Annotated in this window: 16 protein-coding genes; 8 read left to right on the forward strand and 8 right to left on the reverse strand. The window is 72.0% G+C overall.

Annotated features, from left to right (window positions below; genetic code table 11):
- The coding region (locus VQ02_RS07060) for a sigma-54-dependent transcriptional regulator (RefSeq protein ID WP_048443465.1) at positions 1–1,227 on the reverse strand (1,227 nt) is incomplete at its 3' end.
- 348 nt (positions 1,228–1,575) lie between these two features.
- On the opposite strand from VQ02_RS07060, the gene VQ02_RS07065 reads away from it, so the two are divergent.
- On the forward strand, positions 1,576–3,444 hold the full coding sequence (locus VQ02_RS07065; protein ID WP_048443466.1) for a M3 family oligoendopeptidase: 1,869 nt from the start codon (positions 1,576–1,578) through the stop codon (positions 3,442–3,444).
- 201 nt (positions 3,445–3,645) lie between these two features.
- Here the strand turns inward: VQ02_RS07065 and VQ02_RS07070 are convergent, their stop codons facing one another.
- Together VQ02_RS07070 and VQ02_RS07075 are read right to left on the reverse strand one after the other, a co-directional pair.
- Positions 3,646–4,983 carry a globin-coupled sensor protein gene (locus VQ02_RS07070; RefSeq protein WP_048443467.1) on the reverse strand — a complete coding sequence of 446 codons (1,338 nt, stop codon included), beginning with the start codon at positions 4,981–4,983 and terminating at the stop codon, positions 3,646–3,648.
- Positions 4,984–5,473: 490 nt separating this feature from the next.
- The gene (locus VQ02_RS07075; protein WP_048443490.1) at positions 5,474–5,884 is read right to left on the reverse strand and encodes a DUF1236 domain-containing protein; all 411 of its coding nucleotides are present in this window, start codon (positions 5,882–5,884) and stop codon (positions 5,474–5,476) included.
- A 377-nt stretch (positions 5,885–6,261) separates the two neighbouring features.
- On the opposite strand from VQ02_RS07075, the gene VQ02_RS07080 reads away from it, so the two are divergent.
- Entirely contained in the window at positions 6,262–7,341 is a 1,080-nt protein-coding gene (locus VQ02_RS07080) for a replication initiator protein A (protein ID WP_157080535.1), read from the forward strand.
- A gap of 1,316 nt (positions 7,342–8,657) precedes the next feature.
- Here VQ02_RS07080 and hutU read toward each other — a convergent pair.
- The 3 genes from hutU to hutI all read right to left on the reverse strand — a co-directional run bounded on the left by hutU (position 8,658) and on the right by hutI (position 13,261).
- Positions 8,658–10,322: a urocanate hydratase gene (gene hutU / locus VQ02_RS07085; protein WP_048443469.1), complete on the reverse strand. Its 1,665-nt coding sequence runs from the start codon at positions 10,320–10,322 to the stop codon at positions 8,658–8,660.
- A gap of 138 nt (positions 10,323–10,460) precedes the next feature.
- Entirely contained in the window at positions 10,461–12,008 is a 1,548-nt protein-coding gene (gene hutH, locus VQ02_RS07090) for a histidine ammonia-lyase (protein WP_048443470.1), read from the reverse strand.
- Positions 12,005–13,261 carry an imidazolonepropionase gene (gene hutI, locus VQ02_RS07095; RefSeq protein WP_048443471.1) on the reverse strand — a complete coding sequence of 419 codons (1,257 nt, stop codon included), beginning with the start codon at positions 13,259–13,261 and terminating at the stop codon, positions 12,005–12,007. Before hutI ends, hutH begins: the two co-directional genes overlap by 4 nt.
- A 114-nt stretch (positions 13,262–13,375) precedes the next feature.
- Between hutI and VQ02_RS07100 the strand changes: the two genes are divergently transcribed.
- Together VQ02_RS07100 and hutC are read left to right on the forward strand one after the other, a co-directional pair.
- Positions 13,376–14,734 (forward strand): formimidoylglutamate deiminase, encoded by a 1,359-nt coding sequence (locus VQ02_RS07100; protein WP_048443472.1) that lies wholly within the window; start codon positions 13,376–13,378, stop codon positions 14,732–14,734.
- 360 nt (positions 14,735–15,094) lie between these two features.
- A complete protein-coding gene (hutC, locus tag VQ02_RS07105) occupies positions 15,095–15,838 on the forward strand; it encodes a histidine utilization transcriptional repressor HutC (RefSeq protein WP_048443473.1) in 744 nt (247 codons plus the stop codon).
- Positions 15,839–15,849: 11 nt separating this feature from the next.
- Here the strand turns inward: hutC and VQ02_RS07110 are convergent, their stop codons facing one another.
- A complete protein-coding gene (locus VQ02_RS07110; protein WP_048443474.1) occupies positions 15,850–16,458 on the reverse strand; it encodes a TetR/AcrR family transcriptional regulator in 609 nt (202 codons plus the stop codon).
- Between the two features lie 124 nt (positions 16,459–16,582).
- On the opposite strand from VQ02_RS07110, the gene VQ02_RS07115 reads away from it, so the two are divergent.
- From VQ02_RS07115 to mqo, 4 genes are all read left to right on the forward strand, one after another.
- Positions 16,583–16,882, forward strand: a complete 300-nt coding sequence (locus VQ02_RS07115) for a putative quinol monooxygenase (RefSeq protein WP_048443475.1) — start codon at positions 16,583–16,585, stop codon at positions 16,880–16,882.
- Positions 16,883–16,895: 13 nt separating this feature from the next.
- Complete coding sequence (locus VQ02_RS07120) at positions 16,896–17,402, forward strand: CYTH domain-containing protein (protein ID WP_048443476.1); 507 nt, start codon at positions 16,896–16,898, stop codon at positions 17,400–17,402.
- Positions 17,403–17,448: 46 nt separating this feature from the next.
- On the forward strand, positions 17,449–17,982 hold the full coding sequence (locus tag VQ02_RS07125; protein ID WP_048443477.1) for a lipocalin-like domain-containing protein: 534 nt from the start codon (positions 17,449–17,451) through the stop codon (positions 17,980–17,982).
- Between the two features lie 480 nt (positions 17,983–18,462).
- Entirely contained in the window at positions 18,463–20,175 is a 1,713-nt protein-coding gene (gene mqo, locus VQ02_RS07130; RefSeq protein ID WP_048443478.1) for a malate dehydrogenase (quinone), read from the forward strand.
- Positions 20,176–20,302: 127 nt separating this feature from the next.
- Here mqo and VQ02_RS07135 read toward each other — a convergent pair whose 3' ends face one another.
- Positions 20,303–21,310 (reverse strand): helix-turn-helix domain-containing protein, encoded by a 1,008-nt coding sequence (locus VQ02_RS07135; RefSeq protein WP_048443479.1) that lies wholly within the window; start codon positions 21,308–21,310, stop codon positions 20,303–20,305.
- Between the last annotated feature and the right edge of the window lie 65 nt (positions 21,311–21,375).

Here is a 21,375-nt window from a genome sequence, read left to right on the forward strand (position 1 = left end):
CTCGGGCGCTGCCGGCGCCGGGGGTATGCGCACGTCGAAGCCCTGGACCTGGGCGGCGATCTGCGGGAACTCCGCGACCGTGAGCTCGTCGCCGTCGGCCAGCACCACGGCGCGAAACAGCGCGTTCTCGAGTTGGCGCACGTTGCCGGGCCAGTCGTAGCGGGTGATCAGCGCCATCGCCTCGGCGGCGATGCCCCGGACGCGCTTGCCCTCCTCCGCCGCGAAGCGGGCGCAGAACGAGCGGGCGAGGTCCGGGATGTCCTCGCGCCGGGCCCGCAAGGGCGGCAGGGTCATCGGGAAGACGTTGAGGCGGTAGTACAGGTCCTCGCGGAAGCGGCCCTGCTTGACGAGGTCGAGGAGCGAGCGGTTGGTCGCCGAGATCAGCCGGATGTCGACCCGCACGCTCTTGCGCCCGCCGACGGGGTCGACCTCGCCCTCCTGCAGCGCTCGCAAGAGCTTCACCTGGGCGTCGAGGGGCAGCTCGCCGATCTCGTCGAGGAAGAGCGTGCCGCCCGAGGCCTCGACGAACTTGCCGAGATGGCGCTCGGTGGCGCCCGTGAAGGCGCCCTTCTCGTGGCCGAACAGGGTCGACTCGACGAGGTTGTCGGGAATCGCCCCGCAATTGACGGTGACGAAGGGCTTGCCGCGGCGCTCGCCCGAGCCCTGGATGGCGCGCGCCAGCACCTCCTTGCCGACGCCGGACTCGCCCTCGATCAGCACCGGGATCGTCGATTTCGCCGCCCGCTCGGCGAGGCGCATCACCCGGGCCATGTCCGGGCTCTTCGAGGTCAGGTCGCGGAAGGTGAGGGCGCCCGAGGCGCGCCGGCGCATCCGCCGGATCTCGTCCTGGAGCTGGTCGACCTGGAGGGCGTTGCGGATCGAGACCTGCAGCCGCTCCGGGCCGGCGGGCTTGACCACGAAGTCGACGGCGCCGGCCCGCATGGCGTTGACCACGGCGTCGATCGAGCCGTTCGCCGTCTGCACGATCACCGGGGTGTCGATGCCCGCCTTGCGCAGCTCGCCCAGCACGCCGAGCCCGTCGAGGCCGCCCGGCATGGCGAGGTCGAGCAGCACCACGTCGATGCTGGCATCCGGGGTGCGCAGGGCGTCGAGCCCCGCCGCCCCGCTCTCGGCCACCACGGCCTCGAACCCGAGGCGCCGCACCATGGCCTCCGCCAGCCGGCGCTGCACGGGATCGTCGTCGACGATGAGGACCGTGGTGGTCATCTCTTCTCCTCGAGGGATCGGCGCCGCGGCGGTGAGCCGGGAGCCTTCCGCGCTCCGGGCGGGGCCGCGTTCGGGCGGCGCCGCCCGGGCTCCTGCCGGCGCCTCGCCCGGACCGCCGGGGAGGCGGCCGGATCGAGGCGCGGCGCGAATCGCGTGGCTGTTTCGTTTCGAGCCGCATGCTGCGCCACAACCGTGAAGTGGTTCTTAACGCCAATGGAAGGTTACGGCGCGGCGTGACTGCGGGGCCGCACCGCAGCCGCGTCGGGAGCGGGCTCGGTTGATCGCGGGCCGGGTGGGGCCGATATGTCCTCGCGCACGCGTCTTTCTGCCCCGAGAGGAACATCGTCCATGCCGTTGAGTGCCGCCGCGCCGTCGGACAGCGCCCTGAGCACCGCCCAGGCCACGGCCCGCGCCGTCGATCTCGGGCCGCTGCCGGAATGGGACCTGTCGGACCTCTATGCCGGCCTCGACGACCCGGCCTTCGCCGACGACCTCAACCACGCCGAGGCCGAGTGCCGCGCCTTCGCGGAGAGCTACCGGGGCCGCATCCATGCCCTGGCCTCGGGCGAGGACGCGCCCGACCGGCTCGGCACCGCGGTCGCCGCCTACGAGGCGATCGAGGACCGCCTCGGCCGGCTGATGTCCTATGCCGGCCTCGTCTATTCCGGCGACACCACCGACCCGGCCCGGGCGAAGTTCTACGGCGACACCCAGGAGCGCCTGACCGCGGCCTCGAGCGACCTCCTGTTCTTCACCCTCGAGCTCAACCGGGTCGAGGACGCCCTGATCGACGCGGCGAGCGCCCACCCGCCGCTGGCCCGCTTCCGCCCCTGGCTCGAGGACATCCGCCGCGAGAAGCCCCACCAGCTGAGCGACGAGGCGGAAAAACTCTTCCTCGAGAAGTCGGTGACCGGCCGGGCGGCCTGGAACCGCCTGTTCGACGAGACCATCGCCTCCCTCCGCTTCCCCCTGCGGGGCGAGGAGCTGACCCTCGAGCCGACCCTCAACAAGCTCCAGGACCCCGACGAGGGCGTGCGCCGGGACGCGGCGGGGGCGCTCAGCGGCGTGTTCCGGGCGAACCTGCGGGTGTTCACGCTGATCACCAACACGCTCGCCAAGGACAAGGAGATCTCCGACCGCTGGCGCGGCTTCACTGACGTGTCGGATGCCCGCCACCTCGCCAACCGGGTCGAGCGCGACACCGTCGAGGCGCTGGTCGCCGCCGTGCAGGCGGCCTATCCGCGCCTGTCGCACCGCTACTACAAGCTGAAGGCGCGCTGGTTCGGCCGCGACAGCCTCGCCTACTGGGACCGCAACGCGCCGCTGCCGAAGGTCGAGCAGCGCACGATCCCGTGGGCGGAGGCGCGCGAGACCGTGCTGTCGGCCTACGGCGCCTTCTCGCCCCGCATGGCCGAGATCGCCCGGCGCTTCTTCGACGGCGACTGGATCGACGCGCCGGTGCGGCCCGGCAAGGCGCCGGGCGCCTTCGCACACCCGACCGTGCCCTCGGCCCATCCCTTCGTGCTCGTCAACTACCAGGGCAAGCCGCGGGACGTGATGACCCTCGCCCACGAGCTCGGCCACGGGGTGCACCAGGTGCTGGCCGCCCCCAACGGCGCGCTCATGGCCCCGACGCCGCTGACGCTCGCCGAGACCGCGAGCGTGTTCGGCGAGATGCTGACCTTCCGGCGCGTCCTCGCGGCGACGACCGACCCGGTCCAGCGCCGGGCGATGCTCGCCGCCAAGGTCGAGGACATGATCAACACGGTGGTGCGCCAGATCGCGTTCTACGCCTTCGAGCGCAAGGTCCACCTCGCCCGCCGCGAGGGCGAGCTGACCGCCGAGCGGATCTGCGCACTCTGGATGTCGGTGCAGGCGGAGAGCCTGGGGCCGGCGATCCGGCTCGACGAGGGCTACGAGCCCTACTGGGCCTACATCCCGCACTTCATCCACTCGCCGTTCTACGTCTACGCCTACGCCTTCGGCGACTGCCTGGTGAACTCGCTCTACGGCGTCTACCAGCGGGCGAGCGGGGACGCCGCGGCGGAGGAGACCTTCGTCGAGCGCTACTTCGCGCTGCTCGCGGCCGGCGGCAGCCAGCCCTACGGCGAGCTGCTGGCGCCGTTCGGGCTGGATGCCCGCGACCCGGCCTTCTGGCAGATCGGCCTGTCGATGATCGAGGGCATGATCGCGGAGCTGGAGGCGATGGAGGCGTGAGCTCGCGGTCCGGTCAGCGACGTCCGGACCGCCTGACCGCGCATCGAGGCCTTTCCCCTTTTCCCGGACCTGCACCGACCGCAGCGACGCGGAAGGGAGACCCGGGACAGGGGGAGGGCGCCAGGGATCCTATCGCGGCGCAGGTCCGCCGCTGCCCTGTCGTGGACCGCAACAGGCTGCCCGGCTGAGCCGGCCACCTGGTCACGCCGCCCGCACCTCGCCCAGGAACGCACCGACGGCGGCGCTCATCGTCTCCGCCTGGCGGCCGAGGTCGCGGGTGGCGTCGGTCACCCGGCCGGCGACTTCGGCGGTGCCGCCGGCATCCTCGCGCACCCGGTCGATCAGGCGGGCGACGTCGTCGTTGCCGGCGGCGACGTCGCGGGTGCTGCGGGCGATCTCGGCGGTGGCCGCGCTCTGCTCCTCGACCGCGGCGCTGATCATCGCGCTGCTCTGGCTGATGCGGCCGATCGTGTCGCGGATGCCGGCGATGGCCTCGACCGAGCCGCCTGCCGCCGCCCGTATGCCGTCGATCTGCCCGGCGATCGTGTCCGTGGCCTTGGCGGTCTGCTGCGCGAGAGCCTTCACCTCGGCGGCCACCACCGCGAAGCCGCGGCCGGCCGCCCCCGCCCGGGCCGCCTCGATGGTGGCGTTGAGCGCCAGCAGGTTGGTCTGGGCCGCGATGTCCGAGATCAGCGTCACGACCTGGCCGACCTGCGCCACGGACTGCGTCAGGGAGGAGACGCGCGTCGCCGCCGCATCGGACTGCGCCACCGCCTCCTCCGCCACCGCGTGAGAGCGGCCGATCTCGGCGGCGATCTCCGCGATGGCGGCGCGGAGCTGCTCGGCGGAGCGCGCCACCTGCTCGGTCCCGGCCGCGGCCTGAGTCACCGCCGCCGCCACCGCGGCGGCCGCCTCGGTCGAGCGGGCCGCGTTGCGCGACAGCGCGTCGACGGTGCCGTCGAGGGTCCGGGCCTGGCCGGTGACCGCGCCGATGATCGCGAGAACGCGCTCCTCGAAGGCCCGCGCGAGGGACTCGGTGGTGCGGCGCCGGCTGGCCTGCTCGGCGACCGCGTAGGTCTCGAGCAGCACCTCGAGGTCGAGCCAGGCTGCCCGGGTCAGGGCGCCCTGCAGGGCGGCGCCAGGATTGCCACCGAGGAGGCGGCGCGGGCCGGCGAGGCCGAGGGCCTCGGTCAGTCCCGCCGTCACCGTGGCGTGGCAGATCGCCACCGCGTAGCCCGGCACCCGCCGGTCGTAGAAGACGGAGGCCAGCCGCTCGGCCGAGGCCGTGAAGGCCGGCCCGAAATCGCCACTCACCACCCGCACCCAGTGGGCGGCCCGGGCCTCGTGCACCTGCGGGTCGCGCAGGGTCTCCTGGATCTCGGGCCAGGCGGCGAAGCGGGCGTTCCACTCCGACAGGAGGCCGGGCAGGCGCTCCCGCGCGAAGCCGGCCAGGCCTCGCAGGAGGGAGAGGTCGTCCTCGGTCAAGCCGAAGGTGGCGAAGCGCCGGCGCTGCTCGGCGGTGACGACCGTCTGATCCATGGCTCAGTTGCGCCCATTCGAACGCACAACTCATGCGAGCGTCCGGAATAATTTTCGGTTACCATCGATCGGCTTGACCGCTACGGACCGTGAGCTGGACCGGCGCCGCTGGACTGCTGCCGCACGCGGCGGTCCGCCGGCGCAGCCGGACAGGGCCGGAATGGCGCCTGGACCGGGACGGCGCCGGTCACCGGCAGGAACGGCCGCCATGCCCGGGCCAGCTCCCGGGGCCTGCGACTCACCTGTCGCGGCTGAGCCCGTCGCGCGCCCGCGCATGCCGGACCCGATCGCGGCTGCGGATGATGCTTCCGGGCGGGTTGTGCGTGGCGACGATACCTGATGGGCTGGCGGGACTGTTACCCCGAAGCGCCCTCGCCCGGCGCCGCCGCCTTCGCGATGCGGAAACCGGCTTCGCTCGGGCGTGCGGAGCAAAGCTCCGCCGTCGCGGGCTGGTGATACGATGTCCGGCAGTGATCTTCCGAGAATCGTATCAGTCGATCACCTCGACCACGCGGCGGGTGCCCGGCTCGACCAGGACCGGATGGTCGTTGACGATGGTGTAGTTGTAGCCCTTGAGGGCGAATTCCGGCGGCACGTCGTAGTAGACGACGCCCCCGGGCGGCAGGACGGTGCCGACCCGCACGGGGCCGTCGTGGCGGAACGACGGCCGGCGCTCGCCGAGCGCGTAGATGCGGAAGCGCTCGCGCCGGTCGATGCCCAGGATGCTGTTGGCGGTGCCGACCGCGGCGCCGATGGCGCCCCCGACCACGGCGCCGACGGGCCCGGCGATCGCCTCGCCCCGCGCCGCGCCGTCCTGCGCGCCCCGCGCCGTACCCTGGGCGTGGGCGGCGGTGATCCCGGTCCCGAGGAGAAGGGCGGTGACGGCGAGGCGCATGGGCATGGGCATGGGCTGATCTCGAGGAGGCGTCGGGGCTCCGGCCCCGCGGCGCGGGAGCTTGGCTGTTCGGTGAGAACGGCGGGAGCCCGCGCCGGTTCCGGCCCCTCGCCGGGCTCCGACGGCGGGGTTAACCGGGATTTTGCGTTAACCGCGATTGAAAGCCGATGGGGACGAGCGGCGAAAACCCTGTGGCGTCCACGATTTGGAAGTCGGCCGGGGCCTAGCGTCGCCGACGGTGTCCTGTGGATCGAGCGGAATGGCGGCAGAGGGTTGCACGGCGCAGGGCGGGCCGACTTTCCCGGACGGGGCCGCGGCGCCGCTCGGGGGAAGTCTGAACGGGCCGTGGTGTGACGGCGCGATGGATTGAGACGGGCGTGACGATGAGCCACCGGCGCAACGACCAGATCGACATGGTGGTGCCCTTCGTCCACTTCCGCGACCAGCGGGAGACGATGGAGCGGCCGTTCTTCTCGATCGCCAAGCAGAAGCGCCTGAAGGAGATCGACTACACCAGCCCCGACGGCTCGGTCTGGGTGCGGGTGCTGCCGAACCAGGCCTACGGCATGGCGACGATCTGGGACGCCGACATCCTGATCTGGGCCGCCTCGACGATCTGCGAGATGAAGAAGCGCGGCCGGAACGACATTCCGCGCAAGCTCCACTTCATGCCCTACGACCTCCTGAAGGGCATCGGCCGCGAGACCGGCGGGCGGCAGTACAAGCTCCTGCGCGACGCCCTGTTTCGCCTGCAATCGACCTCGGTGCGCACCAACATCCGGGCCGAGAAGGCCAAGCGCAAGGAGCGCCAGTTCAGCTGGATCGACTCGTTCGACGACACGATCGACGAGGAGAGCAATGCCAGCCGGGGCATGTCGATCACGCTGTCGGACTGGTTCTACGAGGGCGTGCTGATGGATGGCGGGGTGCTTGCCATCGATCCCGCCTATTTCGGGATCACCGGCGGGCGCGAGCGCTGGCTCTACCGCATCGCCCGCAAGCATGCCGGCGGGGCGGGGGAGGGGGGCTTCGCCATCAGCCTGCCGACGCTGTTCGAGAAGTCGGGGGCCGAGGGCACCTACCGCCGGTTCAAGTTCGAGATCGCCAAGATCGCCAAGGCGGACGAGCTGCCGGGCTTCGTCCTGCGGATCGAGGAGAAGGAGCGCGGCGAGCCGCACCTGCGCATGATCCGGCGCGACCTCGTGATCGACGAGGAGATGCTCGCCCCGGCCCCGAAGCCGAAGCGCACCCGCAAGCCGAAGGCGGCCCCGGCGCTCCCGCTGTTCCGCCACCTGTCGGACGAGACGATCGCGCTGTGCCGCAAGGCGCATCCGGGCTGGGACGTCTACGGGCTGAAGAACGAGTTCGACCGCTGGCTCGAGGACGATCCGGACCGGGAGCCGAAGAACTACGAGAGCGCCTTCCTGGGCTTCGCCGAGCGGTTCGTGCGGGACGCCGGCTGATCCACAGCCCCGCCCGTTCCCGATGTACGAGGGGAACGGCGGTCGGGAGGGGTGGGCCCGAGGAGAAATCCCCGGAATCCCTGTGAACGACTCGGGTGGAGTCGGCACTTCGGGAACGCCCTGGGGTCGGATCGGCACTTCGGGAACGCGCACCGTGCGATCGGGAACGCCGGCACGGTACTTCGGGGACAGGACGCGCGGTACAACGGGGACGAATCCTCGGTACATCGGGAACGACCCACCCGTATTAAGCATTTGGGCGAGTTCCAGGAATCGCCGCCACCCGAGCGCCTAAATCGATAAAGATTCCTGTAACACTCTAAGCGGTGCATTCTGGGGAAAAGCCGGGCAGCGGGTCACAGGCCGAGTCCCAGCGCGCCATCGCGAGTCGAGGTCGGGTCCACAGGCGCCCACAGGAGTCCACGGGACCCGCCGGAACGAATCAGGTGGCCGCAGCATCTGTCCAACCGGGACGGGGAAGCTGGACTCGACTCGAGAAAGCTTTCCTGTGGGACTCTCCGGGATGGAGGATCACGATCTCGACTCGTCAGACCTCGCATCGTACGAGCAGATTCACGGCAGCGACGGGGTTGGATGGCGATACGCAACAGCGGAGGGCAGGGGGTTCGCGCCATGGCGAACTGTTCGTGAAGTACGCCCAGGCGACGGGACGGAGGGCGATCCGGGACGTCGCCGAGGCGGGGCAAAGGGGATGATCGTGCCGGTTGCGGTCACGGACCACCGATCGGGGGTCACACCGGGACAACGAAACCGGTGCGGCGACGCCAGGACGTACATCGGGGACAGCGGGGAGAACGACCGATCGGCGCGGTCGTCGTGCACACTGTCCCCGCAATCCCGGACCCTGCGGAAATGGGCAAGGCGGCCGCGAGAGGGCGATCCTGGGGACCAGGGCGAGAGATTGAGGACAGCTCGGTTTCGCCCTGTCCGAGGTCCATCGCCGGGATCGCGATGGGCGAACGGGAAGTTCCCGAAATACGTCGAGTGGCATCGGACCGGTTCGGCACGAGCCATCACGTCGTCGAGATGACTTCCGCGTGAAAAGGCAGAGCACATCTCCCCTCTCCCGAGTGGGAGAGGGGCCGGGGGTGTGGGTGACACGCTTCAGGATCAGGCACTGAACGTCGTGCTGGCAGCTCAACGGACAGCGTTTCACTCGGCGCCGTAGCACCCTCGCGCGATCTTCGATCGCCCCTACCCCTCTCCCAAACGGGAGAAGGGATCCCGCGGTTTATTGGTACCGAACAGATCAAGCCAAACCGAGTCCGTCTGAGCGATCACCGTCGAAATCGCCCTCACCCGAGGGACGGCAGGTCCAGCCCATGCTCCCGGGCGCAGGCGACCGCATCCTCGTAGCCCGCATCGGCGTGCCGCATCACGCCGGTGGCGGGGTCGTTCCACAGCACCCGCTCGAGGCGCCGGTCGGCGGCCTCGGTGCCGTCGCAGACGATCACCATGCCGGCGTGCTGCGAGAAGCCCATCCCGACCCCGCCGCCGTGGTGGAGCGAGACCCAGGTGGCGCCGGACGCGGTGTTGAGGAGGGCGTTGAGGAGCGGCCAGTCGGAGACCGCGTCGGAGCCGTCGCGCATCGCCTCCGTCTCGCGGTTCGGCGAGGCGACCGAGCCGGAATCGAGGTGGTCGCGGCCGATGACGACCGGCGCCTTCAGCTCGCCCTTGCGCACCATCTCGTTGAAGGCGAGGCCGAGGCGGTGGCGGTCGCCCAGGCCCACCCAGCAGATCCGCGCCGGCAGGCCCTGGAACCGGATTTTCTCCCGCGCCATGTCGAGCCAGCGGTGGAGGTGGTGGTTGTCGGGCAGGAGCTCCTTCACCTTGGCGTCGGTGGCAAAGATGTCCTCCGGGTCGCCCGAGAGGGCGCACCAGCGGAACGGCCCGATGCCGCGGCAGAAGAGCGGGCGGATATAAGCCGGCACGAAGCCCGGGAACGCGAAGGCATCCTCGACGCCCTCCTCGAGCGCCATCTGGCGGATGTTGTTGCCGTAATCGACCACCGGCACGCCGGCGCGGTGGAAGTCGAGCATCGCCCGCACGTGCACCGCCATCGAGCGCCTGGCCGCAGCCGCCACCGCGGCCGGGTCGGTCTCGCGCTTGGCCTCCCACTCGGCCACCGTCCAGCCCGCCGGCAGGTAGCCGTTGACGGGGTCGTGGGCCGAGGTCTGGTCGGTGACGCAATCGGGGCGCACGCCGCGGGCGTAGAGTTCGGCGAAGATCTCCGCGGCATTGCCCAGGAGCGCCACCGAGCGCGGGGTCCTGGTGCGGCAGGATTCCTCGATCAGCGCCAGGGCGTGGTCGAGGTCGCGGGCCTGGACGTCGACGTAGCCGGTGCGCAGGCGGAACTCGACGCGCGAGGCCTGCGCCTCGACCGCAAGGCAGGAGGCGCCCGCCATGATGGCGGCGAGCGTCTGCGCGCCGCCCATGCCGCCGAGGCCCGCGGTGAGGATCCAGCGACCGGCGAGGTCGCCCGCGTAATGCTGGCGGCCCATCTCGACGAAGGTCTCGTAGGTGCCCTGCACGATGCCCTGGCTGCCGATGTAGATCCAGGAGCCGGCCGTCATCTGGCCGTACATCATCAGGCCCTTGCGATCGAGCTCGTGGAAGTGCTCCCAGGTCGCCCAGTGCGGCACCAGGTTCGAGTTGGCGAGGAGCACCCGCGGGGCGTCCGCGTGGGTGCGGAACACCCCGACCGGCTTGCCGGACTGGACCAGCAGGGTCTGGTCGTCGTCGAGATCCTTCAGGGCCGCCACGATGCGGTCGAAGCTCGCCCAGTCCCGCGCCGCCCGGCCGATGCCGCCATAGACCACCAGCTCGCCCGGCCGCTCGGCGACGTCCGGATCGAGGTTGTTCATCAGCATCCTCAGCGGCGCCTCGGTGAGCCAGCTCTTGGCGGTGAGGGTGCTGCCGCGGGGGCTGCGGACGACGCGGGCGTTGTCGATGCGGGTCATGGGTGGGGCTCCGGGTGGGAGGATGTCGATGTGTCTTCGTTTCGATGGGCCGAAATGAAGCCCTCCCTCGTCATCCCGGGGCTCGCCGGAGGCGAGAACCCGGGATGACGAGGGAGGATGTCGGGTCTGACGGGTGACTCAGGTGGCGTGTCGGTCGAGAACGGGCAGCGGCACGCCTTCGGCCGCCGCGAGCAAGCTGCCATCCCGCACCAGCGCCAGCGCCGCCGCGATGTCGGGGTGGAAGTGCCGGTCGTCGTCGAGATGCGGCACTTCCGATCGCAGCCGCGCCCGCACCGCCTCGAGGGCGGGGCTCGATTCGAGCGGCCCGTGGAAGTCGCAGCCCTGCGCCGCCGCCAGCGCCTCGATCGCCACCACCGCCGCGGCGTTCTCGGCCATCGGCAGCAGGCGGCGCGCGCCGTGGGCCGCCATCGACACGTGGTCCTCCTGGTTGGCCGAGGTCGGGATCGAATCGACGCTCGCCGGCATCGCCCGCTGCTTGTTCTCGGAGACCAGCGCCGCGGCGGTCACCTGCGGGATCATGAAGCCGGAATTGAGCCCCGGTTTCGGGGTCAGGAAGGCCGGCAGGCCGGAGAGTGCCGGGTCGACCAGCATGGCGATGCGCCGCTCGGACAGGGAGCCGATCTCGCACAAGGCCATGGCGATCATGTCGGCCGCGAAGGCGACCGGCTCGGCGTGGAAGTTGCCGCCCGAGAGCGCCTCGTCGGTCTCGGGGAAGATCAGCGGGTTGTCGGAGACGCCGTTCGCCTCGGTGGCGAGGGTCTCGGCGGCCTGGCGCAGCAGGTCGAGGCAGGCCCCCATCACCTGCGGCTGGCAGCGCAGGCAGTAGGGGTCCTGCACCCGCTCGTCGCCGACGAGGTGCGAGGCCCGGATGGCGCTGCCGGCCATCAGGGCGCGGAGCGCCGCGGCGGTGTCGATCTGGCCGCGGTGGCGGCGGAGACGATGGATGCGGGGATCGAACGGCGCATCGGAGCCGCGGGCGGCGTCGGTCGCCAGCGCCCCGACGACCAGGGCCGTCTGCAGCAGGCGCTCGGCCTCGAACAGGCCGGCCAGGGCGTTGGCGGTCGAGAACTGGGTGCCGTTGAGGAGCGCCAGCCCCTCCTTCGGCCCGAGTTCCGCCGGCGCGAGGCCGGCCGCGGCCAGGGCCTCGGCGGCGGGCATCCGGCCCTGCGCGGTGACCGCCTCGCCGACCCCGATCATCACCGCGGCCATGTGGGCGAGGGGTGCGAGGTCGCCGGAGGCGCCGACCGAGCCCTGGCACGGCACCACCGGGATCACGTCGCGGGCGAGCATCGCCCCGAGGAGGTCGAGGGTCGCCGGCTGCACGCCGGAGGCTCCTTGAGCCAGGCTCGCGAGCTTGAGTGCCAGCATCAGCCGCACTACCGGCACCGGGCTCGGCTCGCCGACGCCGGCGGCGTGCGACAGCACGATGTTGCGCTGGAGGGTCGCGAGGTCGGCGGCGTCGATGCGCACGCTCGCGAGCTTTCCGAAGCCGGTGTTGATGCCGTAGACCGGCTCGCCCCGGGCGAGGATCCGGGCGACCGCCGCCGCGCTCTCGGCGACCGCCGGGGCGCAAGATCGATCGAGGATGGCGGGAGCGCCGCGATAGACCGCGCGCCACTGGCCGAGCGGCACCGCGCCCGGCACGAGGGTGATCGTCTCGGTCATCGTGTCCCCCGGATGCGGGCGTGGAGCGGGTTGAAGCCCATGCGGTAGACGAGCTCGGCCGGCCGCTCGATCGACCACACCGCGAGGTCGGCGCGCTTGCCGGCCTCGAGCGTGCCCGTCTCGGACAGGATCCCGAGGGCGCGGGCCGCCTCGCGGGTGGTGCCGGCCAGGCACTCGTCGACGGTGAGGCGAAACAGGGTCGCGGCCATGTTCATGGCGAGCAGCAGCGAGGTGAGCGGCGAGGTGCCCGGATTGGCGTCGGTGGCGACCGCGATTCTCACGCCGTGCCGCCGAAACAGCGCCACCGGCGGCAGCTTGGTCTCGCGGATGAAGTAGTAGGCGCCGGGCAGCAGCACCGCGACGGTGCCGTTCGCCGCCATCGCGGCGGCCCCGGCCTCGTCGGTGTGCTCGAGATGGTCGGCCGAGAGGGCGTTGTGGCGCGCGGCGAGCGCGGCGCCGCCGAGATTCGAGAGCTGGTCGGCGTGGAGCTTCACCGGCAGCCCGAGGCTCCCGGCACGCGCGAACACCCGGGCGACCTGGTCGGGCGAGAAGGCGATGCCTTCGCAGAACGCGTCGACCGCGTCGATCAGGCCTTCCGCGGCGAGCGCCGGCAGCATCGCGTCGGCGACCTCGGCGATGAACGCGTCCTTGTCGCCGCCGGCCTCCGGCGGCAGGGCGTGGGCGCCGAGGAAGGTGGTGCGGATCGCGACCGGCCGCTCCTGCGCCAGCCGGCGGGCGGCGCGCAGCGCCTTGCGCTCGCTCGCGAGGTCGAGGCCGTAGCCCGACTTCACCTCGACGGTGGTGACGCCCTCGGCGAGCAGCGCGTCGAGCCGCGGCAGGGTCTGGCGCACGAGGTCGTCCTCGCTCGCGGCGCGCAAGGCGGCGACCGAGGAGACGATGCCGCCGCCCGCCCGCGCCACCTCCTCGTAGGAGGCTCCGGCGAGCCGCAGCTCGAACTCGTGCGCCCGGTCGCCGGCCCAGACCAGGTGGGTGTGGCAGTCGATCAGCCCCGGGGTGATCCAGCGGCCCTCGCCGTCGACGATCTCGGCACCGGCGAGCGCCGCCCCCGGCAGCTCGGCCTCGGCCCCCGCGAAGGCGATGCGGCCGTCGCGAATCGCCAGCGCGCCGCGCTCGACCACGCCGAGTCCCGGAAGGCCGGGCGCGAGGGTGGCGAGCCGGACGTTGCGCCAGACCTGGGGCGGGTTCTCCTGTGGCGAGTTCTTCTGGGGCGGATTCTCGGCTTTCTCGCTCATGCTCGCGCCCTCCCGTCGTGATTCGCTCATATGTATAGACATGAGCGATCGAGTTTGCATAGACAGGAACGGACGAGCGCGGGCCGCTCACCGACTCATGCAGGAGACGCGCCGATGACCATGCTGCACGCCGCCCAGGCCCTGACGCCCACGGGCTGGCAGGCCGACGTCCGGCTGACCGTGGCGGCGGGGCGGTTCGCCGCGATCGAGGCCGGCCGGGCGCCGGAGCCCGGGGACGCGCGGGTCGCGGTGCTGGTGCCGGGGCTGCCGAACCTGCACAGCCACGCCTTCCAGCGCGGCATGGCGGGCCTCGCCGAGCGGCGCGGCCCGTCCTCCGACACGTTCTGGACCTGGCGCGAGACGATGTACCGCTTCGCCCTGCGGATGACGCCGGACGAGGCCGAGGCCGTGGCTGCCCAGGCGTATGTCGAGATGCTGGAATCCGGCTTCACCCGGGTGGGCGAGTTCCACTACCTGCACCACGCCCCGGACGGGCGCCCCTATGGCCGCGTCGCCGAGATGGCCGAGCGGATCGCCGCGGCGGCCGCGCTCACGGGCCTGCGCCTGACCCTGCTGCCGGTGCTCTACCGCTGGTCGACGTTCGGCGGGGCGCCGTCGACGGAGGGCCAGCGCCGCTTCGTCAGCGACCTCGACCTGTTCGCCCGCCTCGTCGAGGGATCCGGCGCCGCCTTGCGCGACCTGCCCGGGGCGGCCCTCGGCGTCGCCCCCCACAGCCTGCGGGCGGTGACGCCGGAGGATCTCGCCGCGGCGGCCGGCCTCGCGGCGGACGGGCCGGTCCACATCCACGCCGCCGAGCAGGTGCGGGAGGTGGAGGAGTGCCAGGCCTGGTCCGGCGCCCGCCCGGTGCAGTGGCTCCTCGACCACGCCGCCCTGGATGGGCGCTGGTGCCTGATCCACGCCACCCACATGACGCCCGACGAGACCGCCCGGCTCGCGGCGAGCGGCGCCGTCGCAGGCCTGTGCCCGGTGACCGAGGCGAGCCTCGGCGACGGCATCTTCCCCGCCCCCGGCTTCGTCGCCGCCGGCGGGCGCTACGGGGTCGGCACCGATTCGAACGTGCTGGTCGGCGCCGCCGACGAGCTGCGCCAGCTCGAATACGCCCAGCGCCTTGAGGGACGCCAGCGCAACGTGCTGGCCGCCCCCGGTGCCTCGACCGGGCGGGCCCTGTTCGAGGCCGCGCTCGCCGGCGGCACCCAGGCCCTCGCGGCGGAGGCTGGCGGGCTCGCACCCGGGGCGCCGGCCGACTGCGTCGCCCTCGACGGGGCGGATCCGGCGCTGCTCGAGCGGCGGGGCGACGCGCTCCTCGACGGCTGGATCTTCGCCGCCGGGTCGCGGGCGGTGGACGCGGTCTGGGTGGACGGCCGGCAGGTCGTCGCGGGCGGGCGGCACGTGGCGCAGGAAGCCGTGGGGGCGCGGTATGCGGGGGTGCTCAGACGGTTGATGGCGGAGTGAGGCACAGTCACCCATCGCAAGACCTCCGATATTCCGAAGTCGACCGCATCTCCCCTCTCCCGTGTAGGAGAGGGGCCGGGGGTGAGTGGGCTACGGTTCTGAGTAAAGCACTGCACTTCGTGTTGGCAGCGGAACGGTTCAGCTTACCTGCGGCACCGTAGCACCCTCACCCCTACCCCTCTCCCGGACAGGAGAGGGGATCCCGCGACTTCCTGGTCTTGAGCCGGGGCAGATGGAAATTGTGATGCGGCACGCTGTGCCAAGCTCAGGTATGAGGAAGCGGCCCGGCCTTCTCGGAACGCCGGCGGCGAGCGGAGGCGGCGTGGGCGAGCGAGACCTTCCGGGCAGGCCGGTTCCCCGATGACGGCGCACGATCCGGGCCGCGGCGAGGCCCGGCCGATCTCGCTCCACCAGCAGATCCTCTCCGAGCTGCAGGGCCACATCCTGTCGGGCCGCTGGCCCCCCGGCCACCGCATCCCGTTCGAGCACGAGCTGACGGCGCAGTTCGGCTGCTCGCGCATGACGGTGAACAAGGTGCTGACCCAGCTCGCCGCCGCCGGGCTGATCGAGCGCCGGCGCAAGGTCGGCTCGTTCGTGCGCCAGCCGCACTCGCAATCGGCGGTGCTGGAGATCCCGGAGATCCGCACCGAGGTCGAGGCGCTGGGCCTGCCCTACCGCTTCGCGCTGCTGCAGCGCCGCCGCCGGCGCAGCACGCAGGCCGACCGCGAGGCGCTGGGGCTCGACGGCCCGGCCCCGGTGCTGGCGCTCGCCTGCCGCCACGATGCCGGCCCGCGTCCGTTCTGCCTCGAGGAGCGGCTGATCCATCTCGCGGCGGTGCCGGAGGCCGAGGCGCAGGACTTCGCCGCGGAGCCGCCGGGCGCCTGGCTGGTCCATCACGTGCCCTGGACGGCGGCCGAGCACCGCATCCGCGCCCGGTCCGCCGATCCGGACCTCGCCGCGGTGATGGCAACCGCGCCCGGCGCGGCCTGCCTCGTCGTCGAGCGCCGGACCTGGAGCGCCGGGCGCCCCGTCACCTTCGTGCGCCTCACCTATCCGGGCGAGGCGCACGAGCTGGTCGCCCGCTTCGCGCCCTCGCGCGGCTGACGGCCCGCCCGTCACGGGTGGCGCGGCGGCCGGCTCCCGTCGCAGAACAGCTCCGCGCAGTGCACCGCGAGCGCGCGCCGCGCCGCGGCGGTTCCCTCGATCCGTCCCACCTGCCGTCCCACCTGCTCGAGGAGCCCGACCAGGCAGCGGGCGATCAGGTCGGCCGGGACGTCGGTCCGGAACAGGCCGTCGGCCTGCTCCCGGACGATGTTCTGCGCCACCCAGCCGACCAGGCGCGCCTTGGTGTCGGCGCAGCCTGGCGGCTGGAAGAACCCGATCTCGGTGAGGTCCGGATCCGCCGCCATGAAGTCGAGGAAGCGCTCGAAGCTGAGGGCGACCCGGGCGTTGAAGCACGCCCGCGGCGTCGCCGGGTCGGTGAGGTTGCGGGCGGTGATGACGCGCAGGCCCTCGCGGAACTCCGCCACGAGGGCGTCGTAGGCCGCCTCCTTGCCGGCGAAGTAGATGTAGAAGGCGGGCTGGCTCACCCCGGCCTCCCGCACGATGTCGCTGACCTTCGTGGCGTGAAAGCCCCTCCGGGCGAAGACGGCAGCCGCCGCCCGGCGTAGGCGCGCGCGCGTCAGATCGCCTCTGGTGGCCGCCTCGCCGCCTGCCCGCACCATCCCGCCCTCCCCGTTGAATGCGCCCGCGACCGATTGTCGGAAATGCCGGCTGCAACCGGGCGGGTTGAGGTTACTCATCGATAAGGTTACTGATAAATAACCTATTCGCGAGCAGGAGCCCAGCATGACCGTACCCGTCGTCGCGATCTTCGTGGCCAAGCCCGGCGCCGAGGCGCGGCTGGAGGCGCTGTTCCGGTCGGTGATCCCCGCGACCCTGGCCGAGGCGGGCTGCATCAGCTACCAGTTGAACCGCGACCTCGACGACCCGCGCCGCTTCGTCTGGACCGAGGAGTGGGCCAGCCGGCAGGCGCTGGAGCAGCACCTCGCCGCGCCGCACATCGCGGCGCTCTTCGCGCAGCTCCCCGAGCACGTCGAGTCCTCGCAGGTGATCGCCCTCGGGCGCGTCGCCGGAGGCAGGGCATGAGCGGTCGAGCGTGATGCGGTACGAGGTGGAGCGGAAGTTCCTGGTGGCCCACGAGGAGTGGCGCGCCGGCGCCGTGAGCCGGCGCCGGCTCACGGACGGGCTGGTCGGGGAGTTCGCCGGCGGCAAGGTCCGGGTGCGGCTCGACGACGAGCGGGCCTGGCTCACCGTCAAGGGCCGGCGCGACGGGCTGGCGCGGCCGGAATTCGAGTACGAGATTCCGCGGCCGGACGCCGAGGCGATGCTGAGCCTGGTCTGCGAGACCTGCCTGATCGAGAAGACGCGCCACTGCGTGCCGCATGCCGGGCTGACCTGGTCGGTGGACGAGTATGCCGGCGCCCTCACGGGGATGATCCTGGCCGAGGTCGAGCTGGAGCACGAGGCGCAAGCCGTCGCGCTGCCCGGCTGGCTCGGCCGCGAGATCACCACGGACCAGCGCTTCCGCCAGTCGACGCTGCTGCGCCTGGCGCGCGAGGCGGGCCGCCCGGTGACCCTGACCGAGGTGCTGTCGGCACGGCTGTGAGGAGGCGGGAGGGGGGCGATCCGCCACCCCGTTGCAAGGACGGACCATGGTCGGAATCCTGAAGAAGTCTCTGTGCGTCGTCGCCCTCGCCCTCGCGATGAGCCCGGCCCCGGGCCGGTCCGCGAGCGAGCCGGGCGCGTCCCACCCGAGCGGGGAGGCGCTGGCGCGCCGCCTCGTCGGGACCTGGGAGCTCGTCTCGTACAAGGTCGAGGACCAGGAGACCGGCAAGCTCGTCGACGCGATGGGCGAGGCGCCGCGCGGCCGCGTGATCTTCACGGGCGACGGCTGGGTGGCGTTCACCCTCGAGGGCAGCGACCGCAAGCCGGCCCGGTCCGACGCCGACCGGGCGGCCCTGATGAACAGCCTCGTCGCCTATATCGGCCGCTACCGGGTCGAGGGCGACCAGTGGGTGACGAGCGTGCAGACCGCCTGGGCGCCCGAATGGGTCGGCACCGAGCAGCGGCGGACCATCCACATCGACGGCGACGTCGCCGACGTCACGACCCCCTGGCGGGTCATGCCCAACTGGGATGCGGGCCGGCCCTCACGCAGCATCATCCGGTTCCGCCGCGCGTCGTGAGCCTCCGGGCACGCTGAGGCAGCCAACCATCAACCTGCGCATCGCCGTTGGGGAAGTGTCGGCATTCCGCAGCACCGCCCCGTCCCGGTGAGGCGGGCGGTCGCGCGGTGATTGTCCTTCGCGCGGCCATCGTCTATGAGGCGGCGGCAAAATCATCGAGCCAAAACAGCCGGTGTCTCCTCGCCCCGACGGTCGCGGCCGTCGCCTGAAGGGGGCCGCGGTTCCAACGCCGCGCCGCCTCGCGCTCCGGGCCAGCAGACGCGCCCCCGCTCTCCCGGCAGGATCGCCCATGCCGCAGGCAGGACGGGGACGAGCCGCGAGGGACCGACGGCCATCGTCGGGGTACAGCGGCCGCCACCGAGGAAACCTCCCGAAAAGGCCTGCGCGACGGGCGGGAACGCCCGGTCGCGATCGAACGCCAGTCACGACCGGGGGCGCTTCGTGCGGCCTGCCCGGCCTGCACGAGAACGGGGATTGGCCATGCGTGCCGACGACAAGAACACCTGCAAGAACACCGGCGCCACCGGCCTCAACCGCCGCCAGATCCTCGGGGCCACGGCCGCCGGCCTCGCGGCCTCGGCGCTGCCCGACTCGTTCGCCCTGGCGCAGGCCGCCGACAAGGTCGACGTGCTGCTGATCGGCGGCGGCGTGATGAGCGCGACGCTCGGCGTGTGGCTGAACGAGCTGGAGCCGGGCTGGTCGATCCGGATGCTCGAGCGCCTCGACACGGTGGCGATGGAGAGCTCGAACGGCTGGAACAACGCCGGCACCGGCCATTCGGCGCTGGCCGAGCTGAACTACACCCCCGAGAAGAAGGGGCAGATCGAGATCGCGAAGGCGATCGAGATCAACGAGGCCTTCCAGGTCACCCGCCAGTTCCTGGCCTGGCAGGTGAAGAACGGCGTCCTGAAGAACCCGCAGTCCTTCATCAACTACACGCCCCACATGAGCTTCGTCTGGGGTGAGGACAACATCGCCTATCTCAGGAAGCGCTACGAGGCGCTGAAGGCGAGCCCGCTCTTCGCCGGGATGGAGTTCTCGACCGATCCCGAGCAGCTGAAGAAATGGGTGCCCCTGATGATGGAGGGGCGCGATCCGAACCAGAAGGTCGCCGCCACCTGGTCGCCGCTCGGCACCGACGTCGAGTGGGGCGAGGTCACCCGCCAGTACGTCGCCCACCTGCAGCGCCAGAAGAGCTTCCGGCTCGACCTCTCGACCGAGGTCCAGGGCATCGCGAAGAACCCGGACGGCTCCTGGCGCGTGACCGCGCGCAACCTCAAGGACGGGTCGCGCCAGAGCGTCGACGCCAAGTTCGTGTTCATCGGCGCCGGCGGCGGCGCCCTGCACCTGCTGCAGGCCTCCGGCATCCCGGAGGGCGAGGACTATGCCGGCTTCCCCGTCGGCGGCTTGTTCCTAATCAACGAGAACCCGGACGTCGCGACGCTCCACCTCGCCAAGGCCTACGGCAAGGCCTCGGTCGGCTCGCCGCCGATGTCGGTGCCCCACCTCGACACCCGCGTGCTCGGGGGCAAGCGCGTCCTGCTGTTCGGGCCCTTCGCGACCTTCTCGACCAAGTTCCTGAAGGAGGGCTCGTACCTCGACCTGCTGACCTCGACCACGACCAGCAACGTCTGGCCGATGATGAAGGTCGGCATCGACGAGTTCCCGCTGGTCGAGTACCTCGCCGGCCAGCTGATGCTCTCCGACGACGACCGCCTCGCGGCGCTGCGCGAGTACTTCCCCAACGCCAAGAAGGGCGAGTGGCGCCTGTGGCAGGCAGGCCAGCGCGTGCAGATCATCAAGCGCGACAAGGACAAGGGCGGCGTGCTGAAGCTCGGCACGGAGATCGTCGCTGCCGCGGACGGCAGCATCGCGGCGCTGCTCGGCGCCTCGCCGGGGGCCTCCACGGCCGCCCCGATCATGCTCCAGGTGCTCGAGAAGGTCTTTGCCAGGAACGTCGCCACGCCGGAATGGCAGGCGCGGATCCGGCAGATCGTCCCGAGCTACGGCCGGCGGCTGAACGACGACCCGGAGATGGTCGCGCAAGGGTGGGCCTACACGAGCGAGCAGCTGCAGCTGCCGGCTCCGCCGGCGATCGATCGCGCCGCGCTCAAGCCCGTGCCGGTGAGCAGCACGGTGCTCGACAGCAGCGACACCGCCGTCAAGGCGCCGGTCCACGACCTGGCGCCCTGACGGGGGCCGGTGCGCCCGCCGCCCGTGGCGGTGGGCGGTCCCTCGAGCACGGCGCGGAGGGGCCGGTGAGGACGGGCGGCGGAGCCCTGCTCTCGCGCCGCGGCCGCGGCTGGGACCGGTTCCGGGGTCAGTGGCCGAGCTGCTGGATCCAGTCGCCGAGCGTCTGGCTGGCCCAGGGATGGTGCGGCGCCGCCGCGCGCTCGGCGGCGGCGTCGCGCGGCAGGCAGCCGAAGCGCCGCTTGAAGGCACGGCTGAAGGTCTTCTCGTCCGAGAAGCCCGTCGCGTAGGCGACGCTCGAGATGCGCGGGCGCCCACCCTCGGCGGCGTCCGTCAGCAACCGCAGCGCGTGGGCGAGACGGCGGTTGCGGATGTAGCTCTGCACGCCGTCCTGCGCGGCGAACTGGCGGTACAGCGTCGCCCGCGACAGGCCGAAGCGGGCGCAGATCATCTCCAGCCCCAGTTCCGGATCCCGCAGGTTGTCCTGGATGAAGGCCCGGACCTCGAGGCTGGTGTGCCGCTCCGCCGTCGCGGCGTCGGCCGACGGGCTCGGCAGGGCGGTGGCGCAGAGCGACGCCGCGGCCTCGGCGATGCCCGGCGCGTGCTGCGCCGTCAGCTGGCCGCAGCACTCCACCACGTCGCGCAGGTAGGATGCGAAGATCTGCGCCACCCGGTCCTGCGTGGTGCTGAACACGGTGCCGTGCAGGGCGTCGATCACCCCGCTGCGGCTCCCGAGCAGCGCGCGGGGCAGGAGGATGTTCGTCGCCGTCACGGCCGAGGCCGAGAGGGCGATCGGCTGCGCCAGGTCGTAGACGACGAAATCGGACGGCCCGGCCGCGGCCTCCCCCCGGTCCGTTCGCACCCGGCTCGTTCCGCTGCGGTAGAACTGGATCAGCACGTGGTCCACGCCCTGGCGCGCGGCCGTGCGGGCGGTCCGCTCGAGCATCTGGGCGGGGGCCGAGACCTCGCCGATCAGAACAGTGCCGAGATTGTAGCTCTGCATTCCCACCGACGGGCCGACATGCGTCTCCGGGAGCGGCCGCGCGTCGAAGATCGGCGAGAGATGCTCGGTCCAGGCCTTCCAGGCGGCCACCGGATCGAGACCCGGCACGAAACGGTCAAGAGGAATGTCTGACATACAGACTGATTTCTTTGCAGAAATCCCAAGTCGTCTTGCTGCTTCAACGGTCGTGCCGTGAAGCG

The organism is Methylobacterium variabile, from assembly GCF_001043975.1.
Lineage (GTDB): Bacteria > Pseudomonadota > Alphaproteobacteria > Rhizobiales > Beijerinckiaceae > Methylobacterium > Methylobacterium variabile.